This window comes from Pseudomonas sp. TH43 (genome assembly GCF_016650635.1).
Classification (GTDB): domain Bacteria; phylum Pseudomonadota; class Gammaproteobacteria; order Pseudomonadales; family Pseudomonadaceae; genus Aquipseudomonas.
On record NZ_JAEKFI010000004.1, the window covers coordinates 368417 to 394600 of the forward strand.

22 protein-coding genes and 1 pseudogene are annotated in these 26184 nt (G+C 58.4%); 12 read left to right on the forward strand and 11 right to left on the reverse strand.

Annotation, left to right across the window (positions count from 1 at the left end; all coding sequences use genetic code 11):
- Window positions 1-50 precede the first annotated feature (50 nt).
- From JFT81_RS17945 to JFT81_RS17970, 6 genes are all read right to left on the reverse strand, one after another.
- Window positions 51-1301: a hypothetical protein gene (locus JFT81_RS17945; protein ID WP_201228364.1), complete on the reverse strand. Its 1251-nt coding sequence runs from the start codon at window positions 1299-1301 to the stop codon at window positions 51-53.
- 59 nt (window positions 1302-1360) lie between these two features.
- The gene (locus tag JFT81_RS17950) at window positions 1361-2608 is read right to left on the reverse strand and encodes a hypothetical protein (protein WP_201228365.1); all 1248 of its coding nucleotides are present in this window, start codon (window positions 2606-2608) and stop codon (window positions 1361-1363) included.
- Between the two features lie 35 nt (window positions 2609-2643).
- Window positions 2644-3144 carry a CS1 type fimbrial major subunit gene (locus tag JFT81_RS17955; RefSeq protein ID WP_201228366.1) on the reverse strand — a complete coding sequence of 167 codons (501 nt, stop codon included), beginning with the start codon at window positions 3142-3144 and terminating at the stop codon, window positions 2644-2646.
- A gap of 32 nt (window positions 3145-3176) precedes the next feature.
- Complete coding sequence (locus JFT81_RS17960) at window positions 3177-3914, reverse strand: molecular chaperone (RefSeq protein WP_201228367.1); 738 nt, start codon at window positions 3912-3914, stop codon at window positions 3177-3179.
- A gap of 73 nt (window positions 3915-3987) precedes the next feature.
- Complete coding sequence (locus tag JFT81_RS17965) at window positions 3988-6510, reverse strand: CS1-pili formation C-terminal domain-containing protein (RefSeq protein WP_201228368.1); 2523 nt, start codon at window positions 6508-6510, stop codon at window positions 3988-3990.
- Window positions 6511-6618: 108 nt separating this feature from the next.
- Window positions 6619-7110 (reverse strand): CS1 type fimbrial major subunit, encoded by a 492-nt coding sequence (locus tag JFT81_RS17970; protein ID WP_201228369.1) that lies wholly within the window; start codon window positions 7108-7110, stop codon window positions 6619-6621.
- Window positions 7111-7646: 536 nt separating this feature from the next.
- Between JFT81_RS17970 and JFT81_RS17975 the strand changes: the two genes are divergently transcribed.
- Complete coding sequence (locus tag JFT81_RS17975; protein ID WP_122589924.1) at window positions 7647-8222, forward strand: PadR family transcriptional regulator; 576 nt, start codon at window positions 7647-7649, stop codon at window positions 8220-8222.
- Complete coding sequence (locus JFT81_RS17980) at window positions 8219-9007, forward strand: siderophore-interacting protein (RefSeq protein WP_201228370.1); 789 nt, start codon at window positions 8219-8221, stop codon at window positions 9005-9007. The genes JFT81_RS17975 and JFT81_RS17980 overlap by 4 nt, the downstream gene beginning before the upstream one ends.
- A 464-nt stretch (window positions 9008-9471) precedes the next feature.
- On the opposite strand, the gene JFT81_RS17985 is transcribed toward JFT81_RS17980, so the two are convergent.
- A complete protein-coding gene (locus JFT81_RS17985) occupies window positions 9472-10119 on the reverse strand; it encodes a Pr6Pr family membrane protein (RefSeq protein ID WP_201228371.1) in 648 nt (215 codons plus the stop codon).
- 1 nt (window position 10120) lies between these two features.
- Entirely contained in the window at window positions 10121-10351 is a 231-nt protein-coding gene (locus JFT81_RS17990) for a VF530 family protein (RefSeq protein ID WP_007916799.1), read from the reverse strand.
- A gap of 300 nt (window positions 10352-10651) precedes the next feature.
- On the opposite strand from JFT81_RS17990, the gene JFT81_RS17995 reads away from it, so the two are divergent.
- From JFT81_RS17995 to JFT81_RS18005, 4 genes and pseudogenes are all read left to right on the forward strand, one after another.
- The gene (locus JFT81_RS17995) at window positions 10652-12013 is read left to right on the forward strand and encodes a carbohydrate porin (RefSeq protein ID WP_201228372.1); all 1362 of its coding nucleotides are present in this window, start codon (window positions 10652-10654) and stop codon (window positions 12011-12013) included.
- Between the two features lie 215 nt (window positions 12014-12228).
- The gene (locus JFT81_RS18000) at window positions 12229-14640 is read left to right on the forward strand and encodes a glucose/quinate/shikimate family membrane-bound PQQ-dependent dehydrogenase (protein WP_201228373.1); all 2412 of its coding nucleotides are present in this window, start codon (window positions 12229-12231) and stop codon (window positions 14638-14640) included.
- 53 nt (window positions 14641-14693) lie between these two features.
- A pseudogene (locus JFT81_RS29490) lies at window positions 14694-14822 on the forward strand (metal ABC transporter ATP-binding protein); the annotation flags it as partial.
- A gap of 350 nt (window positions 14823-15172) precedes the next feature.
- Window positions 15173-15538, forward strand: a complete 366-nt coding sequence (locus JFT81_RS18005; protein ID WP_201228374.1) for a DUF6124 family protein — start codon at window positions 15173-15175, stop codon at window positions 15536-15538.
- Window positions 15539-15617: 79 nt separating this feature from the next.
- Here JFT81_RS18005 and JFT81_RS18010 read toward each other — a convergent pair whose 3' ends face one another.
- The gene (locus JFT81_RS18010; protein ID WP_201228375.1) at window positions 15618-16013 is read right to left on the reverse strand and encodes a hypothetical protein; all 396 of its coding nucleotides are present in this window, start codon (window positions 16011-16013) and stop codon (window positions 15618-15620) included.
- An 875-nt stretch (window positions 16014-16888) separates the two neighbouring features.
- On the opposite strand from JFT81_RS18010, the gene lon reads away from it, so the two are divergent.
- From lon to cmoB, 5 genes are all read left to right on the forward strand, one after another.
- Complete coding sequence (gene lon / locus JFT81_RS18015; protein WP_201228376.1) at window positions 16889-19306, forward strand: endopeptidase La; 2418 nt, start codon at window positions 16889-16891, stop codon at window positions 19304-19306.
- A 216-nt stretch (window positions 19307-19522) separates the two neighbouring features.
- Window positions 19523-19915: a protease inhibitor I42 family protein gene (locus JFT81_RS18020; protein WP_201228377.1), complete on the forward strand. Its 393-nt coding sequence runs from the start codon at window positions 19523-19525 to the stop codon at window positions 19913-19915.
- A 2-nt stretch (window positions 19916-19917) separates the two neighbouring features.
- Window positions 19918-20553, forward strand: a complete 636-nt coding sequence (locus JFT81_RS18025) for a lysoplasmalogenase (RefSeq protein WP_201228378.1) — start codon at window positions 19918-19920, stop codon at window positions 20551-20553.
- A 210-nt stretch (window positions 20554-20763) separates the two neighbouring features.
- Window positions 20764-21507 carry a carboxy-S-adenosyl-L-methionine synthase CmoA gene (gene cmoA, locus JFT81_RS18030; RefSeq protein ID WP_201228379.1) on the forward strand — a complete coding sequence of 248 codons (744 nt, stop codon included), beginning with the start codon at window positions 20764-20766 and terminating at the stop codon, window positions 21505-21507.
- Window positions 21504-22460 (forward strand): tRNA 5-methoxyuridine(34)/uridine 5-oxyacetic acid(34) synthase CmoB, encoded by a 957-nt coding sequence (cmoB, locus tag JFT81_RS18035; protein ID WP_201228380.1) that lies wholly within the window; start codon window positions 21504-21506, stop codon window positions 22458-22460. Before cmoA ends, cmoB begins: the two co-directional genes overlap by 4 nt.
- Window positions 22461-22571: 111 nt before the next feature.
- On the opposite strand, the gene tadA is transcribed toward cmoB, so the two are convergent.
- Window positions 22572-23069: a tRNA adenosine(34) deaminase TadA gene (gene tadA, locus JFT81_RS18040; RefSeq protein ID WP_201228381.1), complete on the reverse strand. Its 498-nt coding sequence runs from the start codon at window positions 23067-23069 to the stop codon at window positions 22572-22574.
- The gene (locus JFT81_RS18045) at window positions 23069-24445 is read right to left on the reverse strand and encodes a multicopper oxidase family protein (RefSeq protein ID WP_201228382.1); all 1377 of its coding nucleotides are present in this window, start codon (window positions 24443-24445) and stop codon (window positions 23069-23071) included. Before JFT81_RS18045 ends, tadA begins: the two co-directional genes overlap by 1 nt.
- A 232-nt stretch (window positions 24446-24677) precedes the next feature.
- Here JFT81_RS18045 and JFT81_RS18050 point away from each other — a divergent pair, with 232 nt between their 5' ends.
- Window positions 24678-26135, forward strand: a complete 1458-nt coding sequence (locus tag JFT81_RS18050; protein ID WP_201228383.1) for a hypothetical protein — start codon at window positions 24678-24680, stop codon at window positions 26133-26135.
- Window positions 26136-26184: the final 49 nt, after the last annotated feature.

Genomic DNA, 26184 nt, shown 5'->3' on the forward strand with positions numbered 1-26184 from the left:
GACCCTGACCGGGTGAATCCGCAGACCACCACTGCTGTGGTTTCACCCGATCACCCGACCTCGGAATCCCAGATCACGGTGACATTGCCTTTATACGTTGCCGCCTCGCGAGAGAGCATGTCGGCCACGTCGCCTTGCTCGATGCCGAAGTGCAGCGTCCCTGGTTTGCGATCAACGTAAATACCGGGCTGGAACAGTTCGGTGCCCACGCCGCTGACCCGCAGCGGTTGGCGGATCACTGCGCGCCCGCCCTCGGTTGTCAGGCCCGAGGGCAGTGTTACGGCAACTTGCAGAGGGGCCTGATTGCCCGCGGGATCTTGCACCGCGCAGGTGTCGCCTGCGGGGTACGTGTACTGACATTGCATCTGCATCTTGAAGCGAGAGCTGGTCGAAATATTGAAAGTCTGATCGCGCAGCAGCCGAGTAGGCTTGCGCCCCTGACTTAACCAGGCCTGCCAGCCACCTTGTGGCACCAACTCCACACGAGTGCCTCCGGGAGGAATATCCACCTTGAGCGTGTGCTGAACCTCCAGCTCAAAGTTCAACGTCAGCGCGGAACTGGACGGCAGCATGATGTCGCCAAAGTCGAAATCAGCTCTGGGACCCAACGTGTAGGTCAGATGGCCAACATACACTCCCGAGGACATTTCCAACGGTTTCGGGGTTTCCAGTTCGTAAGCGAAGTCCAGGTAGTCATAACGCAGCCAAGGAATATCAAACCTCGCCTGCCGAGAGCACACACCTTGGTTGGGCGTCTTCCAGAAAAACTTGTAGGCGTGATTCCAATAAAACGCCACACCACTGTAGGTACAAGGTAGCGGAGTGTTTACCCATGTTCCGTCCCACAACTTCCAGTGTGCCTCCCGGTAATCAGGTTGGGGCCCCACCAGTTTCATGATGTCTTCGGTCACATACGTTGAGCCCAGGCCTGCGATGCGAACTTTCAGGGTCTTGGTTTCCCCCGTTCCCAGATGAGTCACCGTCAGATCTCGCCACTGAGTCGGGACCTCGAACATGGCGCCCTGACGGATTGAGCCGTGATTGGCCAAAATCGGTGCTTGCGAATTGAACTGGATGGGCACCTGCAAACTGAACATTTCATTGTCTTTACATTGCTGGGGGGCCTGCGCGCAATATCCACTGGCCGGCGTGTCGTTGGTAAATTTATTGCGCAGCGGATGAGCCGAGTCCGGTTTGAACGAAGCATTGATCAAGACCTGCTCGGCATTGGCCGATGACAGCCCCACAAACAGCAGAATCAGCGAGCCTGCCCATCGCTGGAAAACGCGTAAAACCTTCATGCATTAAACCTCTTGGGAACCGCCGAACAGCGCTTGGATCAATGATTGTCTTTGCTTGTTTATCCGACCTCGGAATCCCAGATCACGGTGACGTTGCCCTTATACGTAGCGGCCTCGCGAGACAGCATGTTGGCCACATCACCCTGTTCGATGTCGAAGTGCAGCGTTCCCGGTTTGCGATCGACGTAAATGCCGGGCTGGAACATTTCGGTGCCCACGCCGCTGACGCGCAGCGGCTGGCGGATCACGGCGCGTCCGCCTTCGGTTGTCAGGCCTGCGGGCAGCGTTACCGCGACTTGAAGTGGTGCCTGATTACCCGCAGGGTCTTGCACCGCGCAAGTGTCACCTGCGTCGTACTGACATCGCATCTGCATCTTGAAGCGCGAACTGGTCCAGAGATTGAAGGTTTGATCGCGGAACAATCGCGTCGGCTTGCGAGCCTGGTCAAGCCATGCCTGCCATCCGCCCTGCGGGGTCAATTCAATCGTGGTGCCACCGGGTGGAATTTCGACTTTGAGCATGTGCTCGACGATCAGGGTGAAGTTCAACCGGAGCAGATTGTCATTGGGGATCATCAGATCGCCCATGTCGAAGTCCATGCCTGGTCCAACCGTGTAGTCAATGCTCCCGTAATATCGACCCGACTTCATCGTCAGCGGCTTAGGCGTGCGCAACTCGTAGCCATAAACAAAATACTGATAGTGGAAAATCGGAATGGTGAACCGTGCCTGCTTCGCACACGTCCCGGCATTGACTGGTACTTTCCAGAAGCTGTTGTAGCCATGAAAACCCGCCGTCGCGCTACCAACACCCAAACACGGGGCGGGTGCCTCTCGCCACGCACCTCCGGTCCACAAAAGACTCCACGCCGCCCTGTAGTCATCCCCGGCCTGGCCTTCCACGATGACCGTCACCGCCTCAGAAAGGCCTGACTCATGACCGATGCCCGCAATCCGGATTTCCACCGTTTCTTGAGCACCGGATTCATGCTCGACTTGAATCTTCTGCCAATGCGAAGGCACTTTGGCCATCCCGCCTAGCCGCGGATCGGTGTGAAAAGCCTGAATCGGGCCGCTGGATCTGAAAGTGATGGGCGCTATCAGACTGAACAGGCCCTCCGGTGTGCATTGATGTGGAAGTTGAAGGCAAAAACCCTCCGAACGCGTCTGGTTAACGAACTCGTTGTTTTGCGGGTTGGCCGAGTCCGGCCGAAACAGCGCTTCGATATTTTTCTCGGCCGCCGACGCCGACGTTACGGCAACACTCGCCAGCCATGCGACGATCACGCGTCCTGACAAATTGATCATGATTGCTTCCTGCTCCATCCGGGCGTTAGGGGTTATCAGGCACCCGGCAAAACGGCGTTGAACATCATGTTGACGTTGCCGAAATATTTTCCCGGTTTGTAAACGCCATCGTCCGGCGGCTGTGGGGTGATTTCCAACAGCACGCGTTTTCCCTGCCGGCCATCGGCCGAAGACACCACCTCGACCGCTTCGCCAACCTTCAGCGCTTTGCCGTTGAACACCACCTGCAGACCGATATCGTGGCGGTCGTCGCCATTGGACAGATAAGCCAAACCCTCCAGGCGCGCTTCAATCGCACCGCCCTCGTTCTTCACATCAAAATCCTTGCGCAGTCCGCCGAGCGTCGAGTTCAGCAAACTCCACTGCAAGCGCTGTTCGCGGCTGATCCAGCCGGGGTCGGCCGGCAACACATGAAACCTGGAAGTGGGAATGCTCACCGACACTTCAAACTCATGTTCCTCACGCGCCGCATGGGCGCAAGTGCAGGCCAGCACCAACCCGGTTAGCGCCACCAGTGCAACTTTTCGCCTGTTCATGATTGATCCTCTGCCTCCGAATGGCGTGACGTCTACCCCTTCACTTCGACCTTCTTTTTCGCCGCGCCTTCTATCACGGTGAAGCGGTAATGACGCCCGGCCTGTTTGTCGAAACGAAAAGTGCGCCCCGCCAGGATGTGGTGTTTGGTGGTTGGCTGGCAGTCCTGCTCATTGCCCGCAACACAGTCCTTGAATTCGTCGATGACCACGACGCTGTTGCCGTTATTGCGGATTTGATACTGGCCGCTGCCGTCGTCGATCACGCTGTCGAACCGAGTATTTTTCGGCCGGACAAAGAACACCGTGCCGTAACCCGCCAACACCGTCACGCCCGCCGCCAAGTCCTTTTTGTAGTCCGTCTGTTCTTCGTCAGTGAGTGCAAACTCATCGGCTTTTTCGGGAACCACCGGAACAAACCGGACGCGGAAATAGCGCTCTTTTTCCCGCTCGCCCATGTACAGCAAACGCGTGCCTTGGGTGCCGTTGGCCGGGACGATCAGGCGTGCCGGGCTGGCCATCAAACCGTCACGAGCGCTGGCGCCGGCGGGAGTTTGCAGGGGGATTTCTCGGGCGGCGCCTTGCTCATCGAAGATCATTTCGAGAATGTTGATCCTGATAAAAGCCGTGCTGTCGCCACCGTTGTACACGCGTTTGAGGTACGTACTTTTATCGCCGTCCAGATAGTCATAAACCACCCCGACATTGATTTGCGGGGCGGCCACAGCAACTTGCGCGCACAGGTAAAAACCAACTGCCAACAAACGTTTCATATTTGATTTGCCTCTGTATTTGCAACACAGCCACATCGGGCTGCAACAGCGAGTGAGCGGGTTAAAGGCAGCATCAACCTGCGGTTTCAGCAGCAATGGCCGCGTCCGCCAAGGTATCCGGCGTACAACGCAGATCACCGATCATCAACACATTGTTTTCCACGCGCGCCGCGTCCGTGTTCAAACGGAACCGGCAGAGCAATTGATCGCCCTGGCGCACTTCCAGCGTCGGCGCACCGGCGTTCATTTCCATCGAGAAGAACCCGTCCACTTCGCTCACGCCACGGCTGGCGTGGTTGATGATGTGGTGGCCCTTGAGCGGTTGGCCTGAGGGGTCGATCAAGCGACCGAGAACGGTCAGGGTTTTCATCACGCGGATCTTTCGATAATCGACGCCGCCCTTGTTCAAGTGATAACTCATGCGCGCCGGTTGAATCGCGGCGGCGGGCACGTCGTTGCCTTCGAAATCGAAGCTCACCGTGCCGTTTTTGTACGCGGTGATCGGGATGAAATTGCGCCCCGGCCGCAGATTGGCGCTGCCGCCGCTGAAGTCGTCGGCGCGCAGGGCGATGTCGTCCAGGTCGGACTCGACGTCGACAATCATTCCGGCGCCCCCTCGGTCGTGTTGACTGGTCATGGTCAGGTGTTGGCCGCTCAGGGCAACGGTGCTGTCCAGGTTGAGGCCGCCGGTGAGGTTGCCGTTGAACGATGAGCGCTGCACAAAGCCGTCACCGTTGACCGCGTCGCTCTGGAAGCTGCCAGTACCGGAAAGTCCCAAACCATAGGTGTCGGCGATCGCCGTGGCCGAGACGCTTTGCAGCAGGTGGTCTTGCAAATCCTTGCGGTACGTCAGGGAGGCGTTGTTGTCACGCCCGCCATCGCGCGAAGTGCGCGAGCCGAGGCTGCCGGAAATCTGCTCGCCCGGAGCGCCCAACGCGAGGCTGAGACTCAGATCGACCCCACGATTGCGGGCATCGCCGCTGCTGAAACTGCCGGGGCGGTCGAACACCGAAAACCGCCAGTTGGCATCGTTGCCAAACAATTCGCCGCGCTGGGTCCAGCCCAGATCAACAGCAACGCCCTCGACGTTGCCGTCACTGTGCGACACCCGTGCATTGATCGAGCTTTTGTTGCTGACCCGGTGATTGACCGACAGCGCCGAGTTGCTGGTCTGGCCGATGAATACGTTGCGCTGACGCACGCGGGTGCCGTCCGGCAAGGTTTCGTAGGTGTTGGTGGTGTCGAGCCAACTGCGGTTGTGGGTGAGAAAAATACTGCCCGATCCGTAGCTGTACATGCCTTGCAGATCGAGACCGGTGCCGTGGTCTTCGGTCTGATAAAGGTTACCGAACACGCTGGTGTTGTTGGCCAGCGTCCAGTCGATCGAAGTGCCGTACTGCAATTTTTCGCTGATCTGCCGCCCGGAGAATCCGACGATGGCTCGCGGATGCAGCAAGTAGTTGAACGCAGCGCCAGCCGTCATGCCGCCGGACGCCTGGTCGTCCCAGTTGCTCCACAACTTGCTCTCGCGCCCGGCGAAAACGTTGTAACGCCAGCGTTCGTCGTGATTGCGCCAATTGTTCGGTTTGTAGATCAGTTCGGACGTGGTGGAGGTGATCTGGCCGTCTTCGATCAGGCGCACCTCAACTTCATAGATGCCGCCGGGTAGCGGTCGGGTATCCAGCGTTTGCAAACCGGCATCGACCGGTTGTGTGTTGATCAACATGCCGTTGCGATAAATCTCCACCGAAGCTTGGCGGTTAGCGGTGACATAGAGCGGATAAACGCTGGGTTTCGGGTTGTCGATGGCGAGGCTGTCGGAACTGCCGTACATGGCGCCCACTGCGGTGTCCGGGCTGGCGCCGAACGAACGCGGCTGGCGAGTCAGACCTTCAGAGTCGGGCATGAAATAGCCAAGCCGCAGGAAGCTGCCCTGCAGTTCCTTCTGGCTGTAGAGCTCTTGCACGGCGTGATACATCTGCTCGTCCGAACCGCCCAGACGGGCCATTTGCACGTTCAGACTTTGCGTCCAGTTGCCCAGGCTGCTGCTGGTGACCAGCCCGTAGCGGCCACCGAGATCCTGATCCTGGCCACCGTTGAGATTGAGTTGGTTGCGTACGATCAATCCGGTGCTGCCGGCTTGTGGTTGCAGGTAATAGCGCGGGGCCTGGCTGTCGCGCTCGGCATTTTCGGTGACGATCGACACCAGCGAATTTTCCAGGTTGTAGTGCACGGCGAGCATCTGCTCCGGGCAACTGCCCTGGCAGGCGCCCAAGGCAACACCGCGACCGAGATAGTCGGCCCAGACATCGCGCTCGGTGGCGCTGAAGTTGCTGTCGATGTTTTCGGTAAATTCGAGCAGGGTGATGCGATCATCGCGTGACAACACAATCATCGCCTCGCCCAGAAACTGTTGGTCCAACTCAACACGCACCGCCAGTGGTACATCAAAGAAGTGCTCTTCGAATTCGCTCGGCAACCCTTTCGCCTGCGCCAGCAAGTTACGCGGCGTATGACGGGCATCGGTGGACGCAGCCAAGGCGTTGGCACATAAAAAAAGTGCAAGCGCTGCCGCGATGGGTGTCATCGGGAACATGAACTGATTACTCTTTTTGTTTGACCGGCCGAACACCGACCGGGCGCTAACTGATAGCGACCGGCCGGGCGAACCCATCACCCATGACAGGCAATAGTGAAACGTGCCTTATGGCTTTACGCGTGGAATCGCGTCGAACATCACCACCGGTGTGGCGGTGTAAAGACCGAACTGGCCATCGGCAGGTTTGGCGGCCGTGATCACCAGGTCGGCACGCATGCCGCCGTTGGATTCGGTATCGCCTACAACTTCTTCAGACGCGCCGGTGAGGGTTTTACCGTTGAAGGTATAAGTCAGCGCAATGGTATTGGAACCGTTGAACAGTGGCTGTGGCCCGCCTTCGACATAAGCGCCGACGGCGCCCTGGCTGTGTTGAATGTCATAAGTGCCACGAACCGGAGACAGCGTGCCGGCACCAATGACGTAGCGCATTTCTTCGTTTTTACCGAAGTTCGGATCGACCGGCTGGGCGTGGAACACCTTGCTCGGAATGTCCGCGACGATATTGATCGAAGTTCGCGATTCTTCGGCCGCAAAGGCCACCGAAGCACTCAGTGTCAGCAAGACCAGAGGAGTAGCGATTGCAAGTTGCTTGAGCATGATTAACTTCCTGTCATTTTCTTTGTGGGAATTGGCTGAAGTCCAGCGCTGCTTACAGGATCGGAAGAGTCAATAAACCCTGCTTTAGCCATGTAAGAAAGTGAACCTTCAGCGCCGAGGAATACTCCCCTATTCCCACCATGAAATAAGCAGGCTGTTTCCGGCGAACGCGTAGCCAAAGTGCTATCAAACTTGAAAGAAAAATTGCGACTTTCAGGAAAAATAACAAGCTGACTGTAAGACCCGTACTACATCACGACAGACTTTAAAAACTAAGCGCCGCGCTACTTCTGTAAGACACAAACTACAGCGCCCATAAAACAAGGAAAGTGTTGATGCTTTAGAGTAATTAACCAAACTTAATTAACGCTGTATAGGGCTTTATTGTTTCCATCGCGGCGAAAAACGCTTAACCGGTGCCCCCCTTGCGGGCGCGTCGCGCTCGTGGTGGCGGTGACGACCGTTGGTCATTTGTGCTTGCCTGATCCGTAAGATATATCTTAAGTTGTATCTAAACACGACGAGAGAAGACAGAAATGAGAGACCATCATTCCCCCCACCGCGAACATGGCGACGGCCGTGACGGCTTCGAGAAGCGTCCCGGTCGCGAACGCGGCGGCCGTGGCCCACGGGTGTTCGCACCCGGCGATCTGAAACTGCTGTTGCTGGCATTGATCGCCGAACAGCCGTGCCACGGCTACGACCTGATCCGCCAGATCGAAGGCATGTTCGACGGCGCGTACAGCCCAAGCCCCGGCGTGATCTACCCGACCCTGACCTTCCTGGAAGAAAGCGACCTGATTGCCGGCGACGCAGAGGGCGGCAAAAAACGCTACAGCGTTACCGAGGCCGGGCGTTTGTCGCTAGGCGAACAGGCCGTGGCGCTTGATGGCGTGCGCATGCGTATCGACGTCAGCAAACGCTCGCTGCGCGGCCATGACCGCCCCGCCGAAATCCACGAAGCGGTGCACAACTTGCGCCATGCCCTGCAAATGCACCACGGGCGCTGGAGCCCGGAAGAAATCCTGCGCGTGCGTGACCTGCTCAACGACACCGCCAAAGCCATCGTCGACGGCCCTGCCGTTCAACCTGCCTCGGAGAAAGCCGAATGACTGCAGTCGATACCCAAACCATTCACCGCGTGATGCACGAAATCAAACGCCGCAAGCTTGAAGTGCTGCGTGTGGTCGACCTGACGCCGCGCATGCGCCGCATCACCCTCGGTGGGCCGGAACTGGCCGGTTTCATCAGCCTGGGCACGGATGATCACGTCAAACTGCTGTTCCCGCAGAACGCCGAACAGACGGCGGCACTGGAGACGATGGTACTTGGCGCCGGCAAGGACAACGGACCAATGCCCGAAATGCGCGACTACACACCGCGTCGCTACGACCTGGACAAACTGGAACTGGACATCGATTTCGTCCTGCACGGCGATGGCCCTGCCTCGACCTGGGCTGAGCAAGCCAAACCGGGGCAATTCCTGCACATCGGCGGGCCGCGTGGCTCGATGATCGTGCCGGACATCTTCGACAGCTATCTGTTGATCGGTGACGAAACCGCCCTGCCCGCCATCGCCCGTCGCCTCGAAGGTCTGGCGGCGAATCGCAAGGCGCTGGTGGTGATCGAAGTGGAAAACGGCCGCGAGCAACAAGTGCTGGAAAGCGCAGCGCAGGTCAATGTGATCTGGGTATTGCGTGAAGGCGGCAAGGACAACCTGCTGACCACCGTCAAACAGTTGCAGGTGCCCCAAGGCAATCTGTACGTATGGGTGGCGACGGAAACCAAAGTCTCACGGCAGATTCGCCGGGTGCTGATCGATGAGCACGGGCTGGATGAGCAACTCATCAAAGCCGTCGGCTACTGGCGCGCTGAAGGCACTCCTGAAGAGGAGTGACACAAATCCGCTGTTTCTGGTGATCACCTGTGGTTGATGATTACCTGTGGTTAGTGATGACCTGTGGTCAGTGATGAACTGTGGTCAGTGATGAACTGTGGTCAGTGATCACCTGTGGTCACCTGTGGTCAGTGATCACCTATGGTCAGTGATCACCTATGGTTACTGATGACCTGTGGTTACTGATGACCTGTGGTCAATGATGACCTGTGGTCAATATGACCTGTGGTCAGTGATGACCTGTGGTCAATGATGACCTGTGGCTGGTGATCACCTGTGGTCAATGATGACTTGTGGCGAGGGGATTTATCCCCGTTGGGCTGCGAAGCAGCCCTGAGCGCGGATACTGCGGATTACCTGACACAACTCATTGAATGTTTTGGGGCCGCTTCGCAGCCCAACGGGGATAAATCCCCTCACCACAGGTTCTCATTCACAACAAGTTCTCATCCAGCACATGTTCCTCACTGATGTGAAGATCGGGTTGCACGCCAGCGGTCGAGGCCGATTACCAGCAACCCGATCACCACAAACCCCACCAATATCCCCCCGGCATTAATAAACACCTGTGGATAACCCAACACCGCCACATCAATGAACGGATACGCATACGCGCCCAGCAAATGCCCGCGCAGCAAGGCGTAGATGAAATACACCAGCGGATAAATCAGCCACACCGGCAGATGCCAAAGGCGCAACGTGCCCTTGGGCACGCACAACCACCAATAACCGAGAAACAGCAGCGGCATTACGTCGTGCAGCAATTCATCAGCAACAAACTGCCAACCCTCCGGATGCCACAAATGCCGTAGCAAAATACTGTAGGCCAGACCGACCACGACAATACTCACGGCAATCCCGCTACTCACCCACGGCTTTAAAAACCAGCGGCGTGCGGCGGATTCGCGATCAGTTACAGCGCAGGTCAACACCGTCGCCACCAGCGTGTTCGTCCAAATCGTGAAGTAACTGAAAAAGCTCACCAGCCCGCCCAACAGACTGGCGTTGACGCTCAAACGCGCGAAGAAAATCAGGTACAACTGAATAGCCAATCCCGCCCAACCCAATACGGCAGCGCAAGTGATCAGGCGTCGCCGCCAGACGGCGTCCATCTCAGAGCGGTCGCTTGGTGCGCATCAACTTCACATACAGACGCTCGACCTTTTCGCGCGCCCACGGGGTTTTGCGCAGGAACGTCAGGCTCGACTTGATGCTCGGGTCGCTCTTGAAGCAGCGAATATCGATGCGCTCGGCCAGCCCCGACCATTCGTAATGGCTCACCAAAGCGTTGAGGATCTGTTCAAGCGTCACGCCGTGCAGCGGATCGGGGGTTTGTTCGTTCATGCCAGGCCTTTGAGCGAAGTGAAAATGCAGAAGCCGCGCACCTTAGCCGAGGGGGTGATCGGGTGGAAGGCCTACCTTCAAATGTAGGCCAACCCGGAAAGATCGCAGGCCAGCACACGGCCCACAATGCGCCCGTTTGCCGCACTGTTACCGATTGCGAAATGCTGCATGTCTGCAAAAGCCCTTTGTCTTTTTGTTACAGATCATTATCCTGCCGCCCTTCCGATGAAACGCTTCACTGCCTGCGACATATTGAAGCGCTCGAATTGCATCCCGAAAACACCAAAAAAAGACTTATCCATGCCCGATTTTTCCTTCTCCCGAGACAGCGCTACCTCAGTACTGCGCACCCTTGGCGGCTGCACCGCGCTGGGCCTCGCCACCTGCGCTCAAGCGGCGCCCGCGTTCGACAGTGACTCACCGTGGATGCTCGGTGACTGGAACGGCACGCGCACCGAACTCTCGGAAAAAGGCTACGACTTCAAACTCGATTACACCGGCGAAATGGGCAGCAATCTGCACGGTGGCTACGATCACGACCGCACCGCGCGTTACAGCGATCAGTTTGGCCTGGGCACTCACCTGGACCTGCAAAAAATCCTCGGCTGGGACGATGCAGAATTCCAACTGACCATCACCAAGCGCAGCGGCAACAACATCAGCAACGACCGGATCAACGATCCGCGCGTCGGCGGCTTCACTTCCGCCCAGGAAGTCTGGGGCCGTGGCCAGACCACGCGCCTGACGCAGATGTGGTATCAGCAGAAATTCTTCGATCAGAAACTCGACATCAAGGTCGGCCGCTTCGGCGAAGGCGAAGACTTCAACAGCTTCCCGTGCGACTTCCAGAACCTGGCGTTCTGCGGCTCGCAGGTCGGCAACTGGGTCGGCGGCATCTGGTACAACTGGCCGGTCAGCCAATGGGCGATGCGCGTCAAATATCACCTGACCCCAGAGCTGTACGCGCAGGTCGGCGCCTATGAGCAGAACCCGTCGAACCTCGATCGCGGCAACGGTTTCAAACTCAGCGGCAGCGGCACCCAGGGCGCGATCCTGCCGATCGAGTTGGTGTGGACGCCGAAGCTCAATGGTTTGCCGGGCGAATACCGCGCTGGTTACTACTACAGCAACGCCAAGGCCACCGATGCTTATAAAGATCAGAATGGCCAACCGGCCGCCCTCAGCGGCGAAGCCTACCGCAGCGCATCGAGCAAACACGGCGTGTGGCTGGGCATTCAGCAGCAAGTCACCAGCGTCGCCAGCGACAACTCGCGCGGTTTGAGCGTGTTCGCCAACGGCACGATGCACGACAAGAAAACCAACGCCATCGACAACTATGTGCAGGCCGGCATTACCTACAAAGGCCCGTTCGATGCTCGTGCGAAAGACGACATCGGTTTCGCCCTCGCCCGCGTGCACGTCAACCCGGCCTACCGCAAAAACGCCGAAGCGAGCAATCAGGCCCACGCCGTTTACGACTACGACGATCCGTCGTTCCTGCCGCCGCAAGACACCGAATACAGCGCCGAACTGTATTACGGCGTGCACGTGACGAACTGGCTGACCGTGCGCCCGAACCTGCAATACATCCGCCACCCCGGTGGCGTGAACAACGTCGACGACGCGCTGATCGGCGGGATCAAGATCCAGTCCTCGTTCTAAACAACACCACGGATCAAATGTAGGAGCGAGCCTGCTCGCGAAAGCAATTTCAACTTCACCAAAGAAGTCGACTGACACACCGCTTTCGCGAGCAGGCTCGCTCCCACATGAAATTCGTTAGCTAGACAAGTTTTTATCTGAACCATACCCGCGCCCAATCGTCATCTACAGTGACTACAGCGCGGGACTACATAAACGTCACGGAGAATCACACTATGAGCACCGAAAGTGCTTCGAGTCGGGGCCGTCTGCTACCCAGCCTGCTCGGCATTCTGCTTCTACTGATGGGCCTGGCCATGCTGGCCGGAGGGGTCAAGCTGAGCATGCTCGGCGGCTCGCTGTACTACCTGCTGGCCGGTATCGGCATTGCGCTGACCGGTATTCTGTTGCTGCTGCGCCGTCGCGCCGCGCTGGGCCTGTACGCCATCGTGCTGTTTGCCAGCACTGTTTGGGCGCTGTGGGAAGTCGGCCTGGACTGGTGGCAACTGGTGCCACGTCTGGCCCTGTGGTTCGTTCTCGGCTTCGTGATGTTGCTGCCATGGTTCCGTCGTCCACTGCTGCTCGACGGCCCGGCGCCAATGGGCACTCGCGGCTTGACCGTGGCTGTGGTGCTGGCCGGCCTCACCGCGCTGATCAGCCTGTTCACCCACCCGGGCGAAACCTTCGGCGAACTGGGTCGCGACACCGCCGACACCACCAGCACCGCACCAGCGATGCCGGATGGCGACTGGCAGGCCTATGGCCGCACCGAATTCGGTGACCGTTACTCGCCGCTGAAGCAGATCACCCCGGCCAACGTCGGCAAGCTGCAAGAAGCCTGGCGCATCCAGACCGGCGATCTGCCGACCGCTGATGACCCGGTTGAGCTGACCAACGAAAACACCCCGCTGAAAGCCAACGGCATGATCTATGCCTGCACCGCGCACAGCAAAGTGCTCGCGCTGGACCCGGACACCGGCAAGGAACTGTGGCGCTTCGACCCGCAGATCAAGAGCCCGGTCGGCTTCAAAGGCTTCGCGCACATGACTTGCCGTGGCGTGTCGTACTACGACGAAGCCGCTTACGCCAAGACTGAAAATGCTGCGTCCGCCGTTATCTCCGAAGCTGGCAAAGCCGTTGCTCAGGCCTGCCCGCGTCGTCTGTACCTGCCCACCGCTGATGCCCGCCTGATCGCTCTGAACGCCGACACCGGCAAGATCTGCGAAGGCTTCGGCAAAAACGGTGTGGTTGACCTGACCCAAGGCATCGGCCCGTTCACCGCGGGTGGCTACTACTCCACCTCGCCGGCCGCGATTACCCGTGATCTGGTGATCATGGGCGGTCACGTTACCGACAACGAATCGACCAACGAGCCATCGGGCGTGATCCGCGCTTTCGACGTGCACGACGGTCACCTCGTATGGAACTGGGACAGCGACAAGCCAGACGCCACCGAGCCTTTGGCACCGGGCGAAATCTACAGCCGTAACTCGGCCAACATGTGGTCGCTGGCCAGTGTCGACGAAAAACTCGGCATGGTTTACCTGCCTCTGGGCAACCAGACTCCTGACCAGTGGGGCGCTGACCGCACTCCTGGCGCCGAGAAATTCAGCGCCGGCGTTGTCGCGCTGGACCTGGCCACCGGTAAAGTGCGCTGGAACTACCAGTTCACTCACCACGACCTGTGGGACATGGACGTTGGCAGCCAGCCAACCCTGCTCGACATGAAAACCGCCGACGGCGTGAAACCTGCGCTGATCGCCCCGACCAAACAGGGCAGCCTGTACGTCCTCGACCGTCGTGACGGTACGCCGATCATCCCGATCAAGGAAATTCCGGTTCCGCAAGGCGCCGTGAAAGGCGACCACACCGCACCGACCCAGGCCCGTTCGGACCTCAACCTGCTGGCCCCGGAACTGACCGAAAAAGCCATGTGGGGCGCGAGCCCGTTCGACCAGATGCTGTGCCGCATCCAGTTCAAGGAACTGCGTTACGAAGGCCAATACACCCCGCCGTCGGAACAGGGCAGCCTGATCTACCCGGGTAACGTCGGTGTGTTCAACTGGGGCGGCGTGTCGGTCGATCCGGTGCGTCAGATCCTGTTCACCAGCCCGAACTACATGGCCTTCGTGTCGAAAATGGTGCCGCGCGAGCAAGTCGCCGCCGACAGCAAACGCGAAAGCGAAACCGCTGGCGTGCAACCGAACACCGGCGCGCCATACGCGGTGATCATGCACCCGTTCATGTCGCCACTCGGCGTACCGTGCCAGGCCCCGGCCTGGGGCTACGTTGCCGGTATCGACCTGACCACTGGCAAAGTCGTGTGGAAACGCAAAAACGGCACCAGCCGCGACAGCTCGCCAATCCCGATCGGCTTCACCCTCGGCGTACCGAGCATGGGCGGCTCGATGGTGACTGCCGGCGGCGTCGGCTTCCTCAGCGGCACCCTCGACCAGTACCTGCGCGCCTACGACGTGAACAGCGGTAAAGAGCTGTGGAAATCGCGTCTGCCTGCGGGCGGCCAAGCGACTCCGATGACTTATACCGGCAAGGACGGCAAGCAATACGTCCTGTTGGTTGTGGGTGGTCACGGTTCGCTGGGCACCAAAATGGGTGACTATGTGATTGCCTACAAACTGCCGGAATAAGCGTTAGCGGCGGTAAAGAAGAAGGCGATGTCCCGCAAGGGTCATCGCCTTTTTTGTGCACACCATTTCTGCATACACCTGAGGACCCTGTGGGAGCGAGCCTGCTCGCGAAGGCGTCAGCACATTCAACATCTACGGTGCCTGACACACCGCTTTCGCGAGCAGGCTCGCTCCCACAAGTTTGATCCGCATTGGCCTGTGGGAAATGTGCTTGTCCTACAGACGCTGAAAATTGCGCGGAGTTTTCCGACAAGTCGCGTCGGTTGTGCCTCGGAAATTGGCTGGATAGGCTCGGGGGGTCGCTGCATATTCAGCGAACGGGCGTCGCGGCCCGACCTCTTAAGGCATAATCGCCCGCTGACTGCAGGACATAAGTGTCTGTCGGTTTGTTTTATGGCGGCTGTGCGCGGGATACCTACGGGTATGCCGAAGTGCCTTGGGAGTCGGTCCGCGAACCCGCGTATAGCTGCCACCCTCGAGTTGCGTCGCGGCAACCAAAGGGATGGCTCCAACATTTCCCAAGGAGTCAAAAGTGATCAAACCAACACCCAACCCGCCCGCAGCGGACGACACTACCCCCTACGAATTCCCCGGTTCAAAAAGATTCCACGAAGCCGCCGAACGCGCCCTCGACCACTATCTCAAACCCAACGCCTTAACCCTGCGCTTTCACAAACCCAGCACCATGTTCCAGGTCGTCAGCGACATGGATAACGAGAGCCTGCTGGCCCACGCCTGCGAATCACTGGCCTCGGCCAGCATCATGACCAGCGATATTGCCGCTTATGTGGATACGCCGCAGCGGCATACGATTCTGGCGATCCAGCAAATCATCATGCTGGCAGAGCTGGCGGTGAATCGCGTGCTGGATAACGTGGAACTACCTGCACAAGGCTGATGCTCCACTGCGCGCGTGCGGAGTGGACTGACATTCGATCGCAGCCGCCCACGCGTGCAGCCCTGTAGAACCAGGGTCGTTACTGCGTAACCAGATCAAATTCACCCAGAATATCGATATCGAGATTTGACAGATCTTTGGCCTTTACATCGAAAGACATCCGGTATCGGCCAGCCGTCGGGCTGAAATCAATGGTAACCGTACCTGCATCCGCACTGGCACGCTCCAGGACATTGCCTAACAGGGAGCGATACGTGAGCTTATGGAAAGTGGGCAGGTCGTCTGGTTGCAGTTGTTTCACATGAATGTAGATCGTTCTGTGATCCCCGAAACTGGCGGTTTTCTCTGCACCGTAGCAATGCCAATACTCGCCATCAAAAAAGACACTGACCTCATTCGCTATAAACTCCTGCCCCTGAACCTTCGCCGTAAAAACTCCCGAGGTACTTGAGGTCACAACATTGGCATCAGTCATATTCAGCTCCGTTGAATTGCAAAGTGGAGCGCAGATCGTGCGGGTGAATCGCAAGAGAAACACCTGACAGATCTGACAGGTTTTTAGATCCAATAAGCCAGTGACGGCGACGGGATATAGCTTAGATAGCAACGCCCACCGACAAGCGTCTCAGCGCAATGATCGCGAGCAGACTCAATTGCACATTGGAGTTGATTACAGCCAGTTAGAAATTGGTGAGCTTTAAGACCGCCATCGCTGGCAAGCCAGCTCCCACAGGATTGATGTCCACCTGAAGCAGAAGAGTCGGCTGTCAGGCCGCCTTCGCGAGCAAGCTTTGCTCCTACAAGATCAAGAGCGAGACCAAAAGATCGCAGCCTGCGGCAGCTCCTACATGAAACTCGCGGCGCAGCCGCACCACTCGCAGGATGAGCGTTAGCTCGGCAGCAGCCCTTGATCTAGATCCAAGGGCGACGTCGGAAGGCTGAGTGGAGGGAATGATCCGGGGGTGGGAGCGCAGCGACCGTTTGGCGCAGCCAAACACATCGAGAGGAGGTGCAGCGCAGCAAACCGTAGGCGATGCCCCCCGGATCAATCCCGCAGCGAAGGAACCCCGAGCCCCAGCGAGCGGGCCGCACGCAGGAGCAAAGCCTTTTCGGTTACCTTTTCGGCGTTTGGAAAAGGTGACTCGCCGTAAGGGCGAAACCTTAATCCGCCATCACCAAAAAAACCGATATACACCCAAAACCCCAAGAGCATGGTCGGCCCAAAGGCCGCCAAGTCAAAAGCGTGACCCCTGTCAAAACCCTGAACATACAAGCAGAAACATCCCCTCCCATTGAAACCACCCAAAGCCTGCCCCATCTAAGATCCATACTCCATTGCGCAGGTGCCCCATGAGCGACCAGCAAGAATTCCCGGACAACCCAGACGACTACACCGAAGCCGAACACATCGAACACACCTCTTCAGGCAAAGGCCTCGCCCTGCCCGGCCAGAACCTGCCGGACAAGGTCTACATCATCCCGATCCACAACCGCCCGTTCTTCCCGGCTCAAGTCCTGCCGGTCATCGTCAACGAAGAACCCTGGGCCGAAACCCTCGATCTGGTGAGCAAATCCGACCACCACTCCCTGGCCCTGTTCTTCATGGACACGCCCCAGGAAGACCCGCGCCACTTCAATACCGGCGCACTCCCCGAATACGGCACGCTGGTCAAAGTCCATCACGCCAGCCGCGAAAACGGCAAACTCCAGTTCGTCGCCCAAGGCCTGAGCCGCGTCCGTATCAAGACTTGGCTGAAACACCACCGGCCACCGTATCTGGTGGAAGTCGAATACCCGCACCAGCCGACCGAGCCGACCGACGAGGTCAAGGCCTACGGCATGGCGCTGATCAACGCGATCAAGGAACTGCTGCCGCTCAACCCGCTGTATAGCGAAGAACTGAAGAACTACCTCAACCGCTTCAGCCCCAACGATCCGTCACCGCTGACCGACTTCGCCGCCGCGCTGACCTCGGCCACCGGCCCCGAACTGCAAGAAGTGCTCGACTGCGTGCCGATGCTCAAGCGCATGGAAAAAGTCCTGCCGATGCTGCGCAAGGAAGTCGAAGTCGCGCGCCTGCAAAAAGAGATCTCGGCAGAAGTTAACCGCAAGATCGGCGAGCATCAGCGTGAGTTCTTCCTCAAAGAGCAACTCAAAGTCATCCAGCAGGAACTTGGCCTGACCAAGGACGACCGCAGCGCCGACCTCGAACAGTTCGAACAGCGTCTGGAAGGCAAAGTCCTGCCGGCGCAGGTGCAAAAGCGCCTTGAAGAAGAAATGAACAAACTGTCGATCCTCGAGACCGGCTCGCCGGAGTACGCGGTCACTCGTAACTATCTCGACTGGGCAACCTCGGTGCCGTGGGGCGTCTACGGCGAGGACAAACTCGACCTCAAGCACGCTCGCAAAATCCTCGACAAACACCACGCCGGCCTCGATGACATCAAGGATCGCATCCTCGAATTCCTCGCTGTCGGTGCCTATAAAGGCGAAATCAGCGGTTCCATCGTGCTGCTGGTCGGCCCACCGGGCGTGGGTAAAACCAGCGTTGGCAAATCCATCGCCGAATCCCTTGGCCGGCCGTTCTATCGCTTCAGCCTCGGCGGCATGCGTGACGAGGCCGAGATCAAGGGCCATCGTCGCACCTACATCGGCGCGCAGCCGGGCAAACTCGTGCAGGCGTTGAAAGACGTCGAAGTGATGAACCCGGTGATCATGCTCGACGAGATCGACAAGATGGGCCAAAGCTACCAGGGCGACCCGGCCTCGGCGCTGCTGGAAACCCTTGACCCGGAACAGAACGTCGAATTCCTCGACCACTATCTGGACTTGCGCATGGACTTGTCGAAAGTCCTCTTCGTCTGCACCGCCAACACCCTCGATTCGATCCCCGGTCCGTTGCTCGACCGCATGGAAGTGATTCGCCTGTCGGGCTACATCACTGAAGAAAAAGTCGCCATCGCCAAGCGTCACCTGTGGCCGAAACTGCTGGAGAAGGCTGGCGTGTCGAAGGGCAGCCTGAGCATCAACGACAGCGCGCTCAAGGCCTTGATCGACGGTTACGCCCGTGAAGCCGGGGTGCGTCAGTTGGAAAAACAACTGGGCAAACTGGTGCGTAAAGCGGTGATGAAGCTGATCGACGATCCGAAAGCGGTGATCAAGCTCGGGCCGAAAGACCTCGAAGCGTCACTGGGACATCCGGTGTTTCGCAACGAGCAAGTGTTGTCCGGCACCGGCGTCATCACCGGACTGGCCTGGACCAGCATGGGCGGCGCCACCTTGCCGATCGAAGCGACGCGGATTCACACGCTCAATCGCGGTTTCAAACTCACCGGGCAGTTGGGTGATGTGATGAAGGAATCGGCAGAGATCGCCTACAGCTACGTCAGCTCGCACCTCAAGCAATTCGGCGGCGATGCGAAGTTCTTCGACGAAGCCTTCGTCCACCTGCACGTTCCGGAAGGCGCCACACCGAAGGACGGCCCAAGCGCCGGCGTGACGATGGCCAGCGCCCTGCTCTCGCTCGCGCGTAATCAACCGCCGAAGAAAGGCGTGGCCATGACCGGCGAACTGACGCTGACCGGGCATGTACTGCCGATTGGCGGCGTGCGCGAGAAGGTGATTGCGGCAAGAAGACAGAAGATTTTCGAGCTGATATTGCCGGAACCGAACCGGGGTAACTTCGAGGAACTGCCGGATTATCTGAAGGAAGGGATTACCGTGCACTTCGCCAAGCGGTTTGCGGATGTAGCGAAGGTGCTCTTCTGATAGTTCTTTGGTGGCATGACTACCGTTATCGCGAGCAGGCTCACTCCTACAGTGAGAGGTGGTGTTCACAAATCCTGTGTTCACCACAAACCCCTGTAGGAGTGAGCCTGCTCGCGATGGCGTCAGCCCGGACACCAACCCGCCCTGACTGTCACACTTTGTCTCATCTTCAGTTATGCTCGCCGTTCGTCGTGAACGCTCGGAGCTGCTGAACTTATGTCCCCCACTCGCCTGTTTGTCCCCCTCGCCCTTTCGTTGCTGGCCGCTTGCGCCACCCAACCGAAACAGAACGTGACCGTGGAAAAACAAAGCGAATGCCCGGTGCGGCTCACCAACGGCCAAAACCTCATCATCATGCTGCCAAGCAACCCAACCACCGGCTATCGCTGGGCCATTCAGGACTCGGCTGGTGGTGTATTGCGCGCACTCAGCCCCGAGGTTTACAGCAATCCGGAAGATGCCGGTGTGGTCGGCGCGGCCGGACTTTCCACCTGGCGCTTTCAAGCGTTCGCCCCCGGCACCGGGCGTCTGCGCCTGACCTCGCAACAGCCGTGGGCCCCGGAAGTGCTGCCGGTGGAAACCTTTGACTGCGCCATTTCGGTGAACTGATCGTGGGCTGGCTGATTCTGGCGCTGATGGGCGCGGTGACCTTTCTCTACGGTGTCAGCACCCATGCGGCGTTGCTGTGTCTGCTGGTCAAACCCCTGCCGGTGCTGGCGTTGCTCGGCTGGCTGCACGATGCGCCCCCCAGCGACTATCGGCGCTGGATCAGCCTCGGTCTGATTTTCTCGCTGCTGGGTGATGTGTTGCTGGCATGGCCGGGGGATCTTTTTGTATTCGGGCTCGGCGCATTTCTGGTCGCGCATCTGGCTTATCTGAAGGCTTATCTGAGTGACTGCAAGCGTCTGGCGGTGTTGCCACTGGTGCTCGCGCTCGGTGTTGGCGCGGTGTTGCTTGGTCTGCTGATTTCCAGTGGTTTGGGACCGTTGCTGGTGCCAGTGATCGTCTACGGCACGGCAATCAGCGCGATGCTCTGGCGCGCCCTCGCTCGTCTCGGAACCGATGTGCCCAAGCGTTCGGCGCTACTGGCGGCGGGCGGTGCGCTGGCGTTTGTGTTCTCGGACAGCGTGATTGGTATCGATCGCTTTGTATCGCCATTCCACGCCGCGCCGTACGTCATCATCCTCAGCTACTGGCTGGGCCAATGGGGCATCGCCGCCTCCGCGTTCTCCCAGAAACAACCCTGACCTTTGTGGTGAGGGGATTTATCCCCGTTCGGCTGCGCAGCAGTCGTAAAAACAATGCATACACTTTGCCTGACACACCCTGTCGGGCAATTTTGGGGCTGCTTCTCAGCCCAACGGGGATAAATCCCCTCGCCACGTCGGACAACCCAAGCATCCCCGCGCCCTTTTGGCTAAAATGCCGGCCTTTCCATTTACACCGCCGGAACCGCCGTGAGCAAAGAACCCGATCGCATTTTCGCCCAGCCTTTGGCCCAAGTGCCTGACTTCGCCTTCAACGAGGACGTGGTGCGGGTGTTCCCGGACATGATCAAGCGCTCGGTGCCGGGTTACCCGACCATCGTCGAAAACCTCGGCGTGCTCGCGGCGCAGTTCGCACAGCCGAACAGCGTGCTCTACGACCTCGGTTCATCCCTCGGCGCGGTGACTCAAGCGCTACGCCGACATGTCCGCACTGACGGTTGCCGGGTAATCGCTGTGGATAACTCGGCGGCGATGGTCGAACGCTGCCGCGAGTACCTCAACGGTCAGGACTCGATGTTCCAGGAGTTGCTGCCGGTCGAGGTGATCGAAGGCGACATTCTCGCCCTCGACTTCCTGCCTGCTTCGGTGGTGGCGCTGAACTTCACTCTGCAATTTATCGCCCCGGATCAGCGCACCGCGTTGCTCTCGCGCATTCGCCAGTCGCTGCTGCCGGGCGGCGCGCTGATTCTCTCGGAGAAGCTGCGTTTCAACGATGCCGAAGAGCATGCGCTGCTCACCGATCTGCACGTCGCTTTCAAACGTGCCAACGGCTATAGCGAACTGGAAATTGCCCAGAAGCGCAGCGCCATCGAAAACGTCATGAAGCCCGACAGCCTCGAAGAACACCGCGAACGCCTGTTGGCCGCCGGGTTCTCGAAAGTCGTGCCGTGGTTCCAGTGTCTTAACTTTGCCTCGTTGATTGCCTTGCCATGATTGATCTGTCCCCCCTCGCCCGCCGCCTGGCCGGTACACCGCTGGCCGAATGGGCCAACACCCTGCAAGCGCAACTCGACAAAAAGATGGAGAAAGGCCACGGCGACCTGGAGCGCTGGCAAAGTGCGTTGGACGCCTTGCCGAAGATTCAGCCGAGCGAGATTGATCTGCTCAACGGTTTGAAACTCGATACCGATTGCGACGATGAAACCCGCGCGCAGATGCGCACGGCGTTGATGGGCCTGTCGCCATGGCGCAAGGGGCCGTTTGATTTGTTTGGTGTGCACGTCGACACCGAATGGCGCTCGGACTGGAAATGGTCGCGCGTCGCCCCGCATCTGGATCTGAAGGGCAAACGCATTCTCGATGTCGGTTGCGGCAACGGCTATTACATGTGGCGCATGCTCGGCGCGGGCGCGAACAGTGTGATTGGTGTTGATCCGAACTGGCTGTTCTTCTGCCAGTTCCAGGCCGTGCAGCGCTATCTGTCAGAGCCGAACGCCTGGCACTTGCCGTTCCCGTTTGAAGACCTGCCGCCGAATCTGGAAGGCTTCGACACCGTGTTTTCGATGGGCGTGTTCTACCACCGTCGCTCGCCGATCGAGCACTTGCTGGCGCTGAAGGATTGCCTGGTCAAAGGTGGCGAACTGGTGCTGGAGACGTTGGTGATCGAAGGCGATCAGCAACAGGTCTTGGTGCCGGAAGATCGATACGCGCAGATGCGTAACGTGTGGTTCCTGCCGTCAGTGCCGGCGCTGGAATTGTGGCTGCGTCGCGCAGGCTTCACTGATGTGAAATGCGTCGATGTCAGCACGACAACGGTCGAGGAACAGCGCGGCACCGAATGGATGAAGTATCAGTCGCTGAGCGACTTCCTTGATCCCGAAGACCACAGCAAAACCATCGAAGGCCTGCCAGCGCCGATGCGGGCCGTTATCGTCGCCAGGAAGTAAAGGAATAACCCTGTAGGAGTGAGCCTGCTCGCGATAGCGGTCTGACAGTCAGATAAATGGTGGCTGTCAGACCGCTATCGCGAGCAGGCTCACTCCTACAAGGGATTGTGTTTATTCAGATGATTTGGTGCGGCGGGCGCGGAAGAATTCGGTTAGCACTGCGCCACACTCTTCGGCCAACACCCCACCTTCATACAACACCCGGTGATTCAAAAAGCCCTGGGTAAAAAACTGCCCTTGGCTCTGCACAATCCCCGCCTTCGGCTCCAGCGCCCCATACACCACCCGCGCCACCCGTGAATGCACGATCAGCCCGGCGCACATGCTGCACGGCTCCAGCGTCACGTACAGCGTGCTGCCCGGCAGACGATAGTTATCCACCGCCTGCGCCGCCGCACGGATCGCGACCATTTCGGCATGAGCACTCGGGTCGCTGGCACTGATCGGGCAATTGAAGCCGCGACCGATAATCTCACCGTTCTGCACCAGCACCGCGCCCACCGGCACTTCGCCCAACGCCGCGCCTTGCGCTGCGAGGGTCAGGGCTTCGCGCATGAAATCGCGGTCACGGCTGCGGTCGATGATCGCTGCAGGGCGAATCTGGCGCATCACTTCACCTCGATGGCGGCCATCAGGCCGGTTTCCATATGGTCGATCACGTGGCAGTGAAACATCCACACACCGGGGTTATCCGCCACCAGCGCCACTTGCGCGCGCTCGTTCTTGCCCAGCAGATACGTGTCAGTGAAATACGGGATGATCTTGTGCCGGTTCGACGACAGCACCTTGAAACTCATGCCGTGCAGGTGAATCGGGTGCTGATACTGGGTCATGTTTTTCAACTCGAAAATATAGCTCTGACCCAGTTTCAGGCTGGCGATCGGCCGATCGGCGCACGTCTTGTCGGTGATGTCCCAGGCCTTGCCGTTGATCTGCCACAGGCTCGGCGGGCGCCCATTGTCGACATCGACCGACACCGAACCGACCCATTCGAAATTGAAGTTGAGTTTCTCGGCGTTCGCCAGATCAGGCTCGGCCACTGGGTTGGCGGGCAGAGTTTTCGGCCAGTCAGTCGGCGCATCGGCATTGGCTACCGAACGCAGAGTGCCCAGACGCACCGGGCCATTGCGCAGCGACAGTTCCTCACCGGCGGCCGGAGCCTTGATCGCCAGACAGATACGCATGCCCGGGCCCAGCCAGTATTCCTTGCCCAACGGGCGCGGCTCGACCGGATTGCCGTCCAGCGCATAAATTTTCGCTTCGACGCCCGGAATATTGATGCGATAGGTCAGGGTGTTATCGAGGTTGAGCAACCGCACCCGAGTGATCTGCCCTGCCGGCAACTCGATGACCGGCGTTGGTACACCATTGATGGTCGACAGCCGCCCGGCCGTGCCGCCACGCGCCGCTTCACGCGGAATGCTGAACTCGACGAAATTGCCTTCATCATCGATGTGCCAGTTCTTCAGGCTCAACGTCTTTTCGTACACGAAACCGGTAGGCTCGCGCTCTTCGACAATCAACGGCCCGACCAGCCCGCGACCCAGTTCTTCGCTGCTGCTGACGTGTGGGTGATACCAATAGCTGCCGGCATCCGGCACGCGGAACTTGTAATCAAAGTATTCACCCGGCAACACCGGCAGTTGCGAAACGTACGGCACGCCATCCATTTCCAGCGGCAGACGAATGCCGTGCCAGTGAATCGTAGTCGCCACCGGCAGATGGTTGATGAACCGCACCCGCAGCCATTCACCCTGACGCACGCGCAATTCGGTACCCGGCGCCGATGGGCCAAACGCCCAGGCTTCGGTCTTGTGCCCCGGCACCAGCTCAACGTCCAGTGGCGCGGCGATCAGTTCGTAGTCGTGACCGGCTTCAGCATCGGCCATCTTGCCCAGCCAATAACGCGACGCGCCCCCCGCTCCCACGCCAACGACAACAAGACCGGCCAGGCCACCGAGGATTTGGCGACGGGTAAAGGACATGAACTCAACTACCTCACGTATCAGCGGCGGGCGCTTGGCCCGCAAAAGGCGAATACGATACACCTGCAACTGAGAAAGATTAAGTGGAGTGTTGTCGCAGGGTTGGCATCGCACCGTGGCACTTCGAAGGGGCCACTATCGTGCCACTCCCCCAATGAAAAACGAATGTAACAGGGTTAGACTGCGCGCCCGCATGTCGAGACTGGCTGCAGCACCAAGTCACAGTGGGCTCATGGATATTGATCGCGTCACTAACGCGATCTTCGAACGAAAAGAGAGGGACGTCTTGAAGGTCAGTAAATTGATTGTGATCGCCGCACTGTCGATCCTTGGTTCACAGTGCCTGTTCGCGGCCGCATCAGCGGCTGACGACTTTGATTTCAAGTTGAGCACCGCTGCCCCGTTGACGGCGCAAGGCTATTCAAATACTGACTCGTTTGGCGGCGACGGCGTATTTGTCACAACTGATGTGATCGCGTCACCCGATAAAAAAACCACTTGCCCTGCTCCACCTCAGAAAACGAAGTCAAAGCCCGCGCCCGCCCCAAAATCAGCAACCGTCGTGAAACCTGATGTACTTAGCATTACGAACGTATGCTCCCCAGTCATCAACATAAAAGCGCCTTCGGGCACGATGGGTCTACATTCAAAAAGTGCATTCGTAGATCATGAACCAGATCCCGAACTGGCCGTAAAATCACCGGCAAACACTGTAGAGACACAGCAACAAACGCTGGCTCCTGAGACCATAAAATTAAGGATCAAAGGCTTTATGGATGCCGAGCTCAGAACTCACAGCACAGCACTCATGTGGGTTTTTATCGTCATCCTCATCGGTCTTATCGTCATAGCTATATTGAACACGCGTGCAGCATTGAGGCGCTCAAACCCGTCTAACGCCGCAAGGATAGCTTTGATTCTTTCCATCGTTTTGGCTGCGGGTGTATTTTACTTACTGCTCCGCAACCCAGTACCAATAGAAGTACAGCGTTCAATCATCGATAGAGCATTCAACGATCTGGTGACCGTAGAAACAGCGCCGGTCATAGAACCTTCGCCATCCTGGAGTGCATTCAGCCAGCAGTTGACTGCGGCGCAAGCCGAAATTGCTCAATCGCAGAGCCAGCTATCATCTCAATTGAATCAGATTGCGCGGACAATCGAACCCACAAAAGACAACAATACGTGGTGGCAACTCTTCGCACTCATAGTATGGGGTACTGCCGTTATCTATGTTCTCTTGAACTGGCACACCCGCCATCTGGCGCAGGCGGCGCTAACCAATAAAGTCGTTGATTCGCCCCTTCCTCTTGATGCGCTGTACAACCTTGAGGAAACCATCGCGAATGTCGTTGCCACTGGCACTCGCAGTGCAGCAAATATCGATCAAGAGATCGAGTTCAATGAGGTTCTTCAGGCGATCAATAGTGTGCGCAAGCAGCTGGAGTCAGGTTCCGACTCTGTGGACTCAGACAAACGGTCTGTCACTTTCCATCTTCGCGCACGCAGCATCGAATTCCGTCATTTGGAAACAGTCTTGCGCCAACTGGAGGACGAACTTATCTCACGCTACGAGCGCCCTCGCGAGTTATGGCGCAAAAGGGTACTTATACGATTGACTGCCGCAAGAAGAGCAATCATTTCAACTTGCCGTGCTAGCCCGGCCGACTCGGATCTGAGCATCACTTAATCGAATAGCACACTGTCTAGTCCTGAAATAGGTTTACACCTATTTCGCT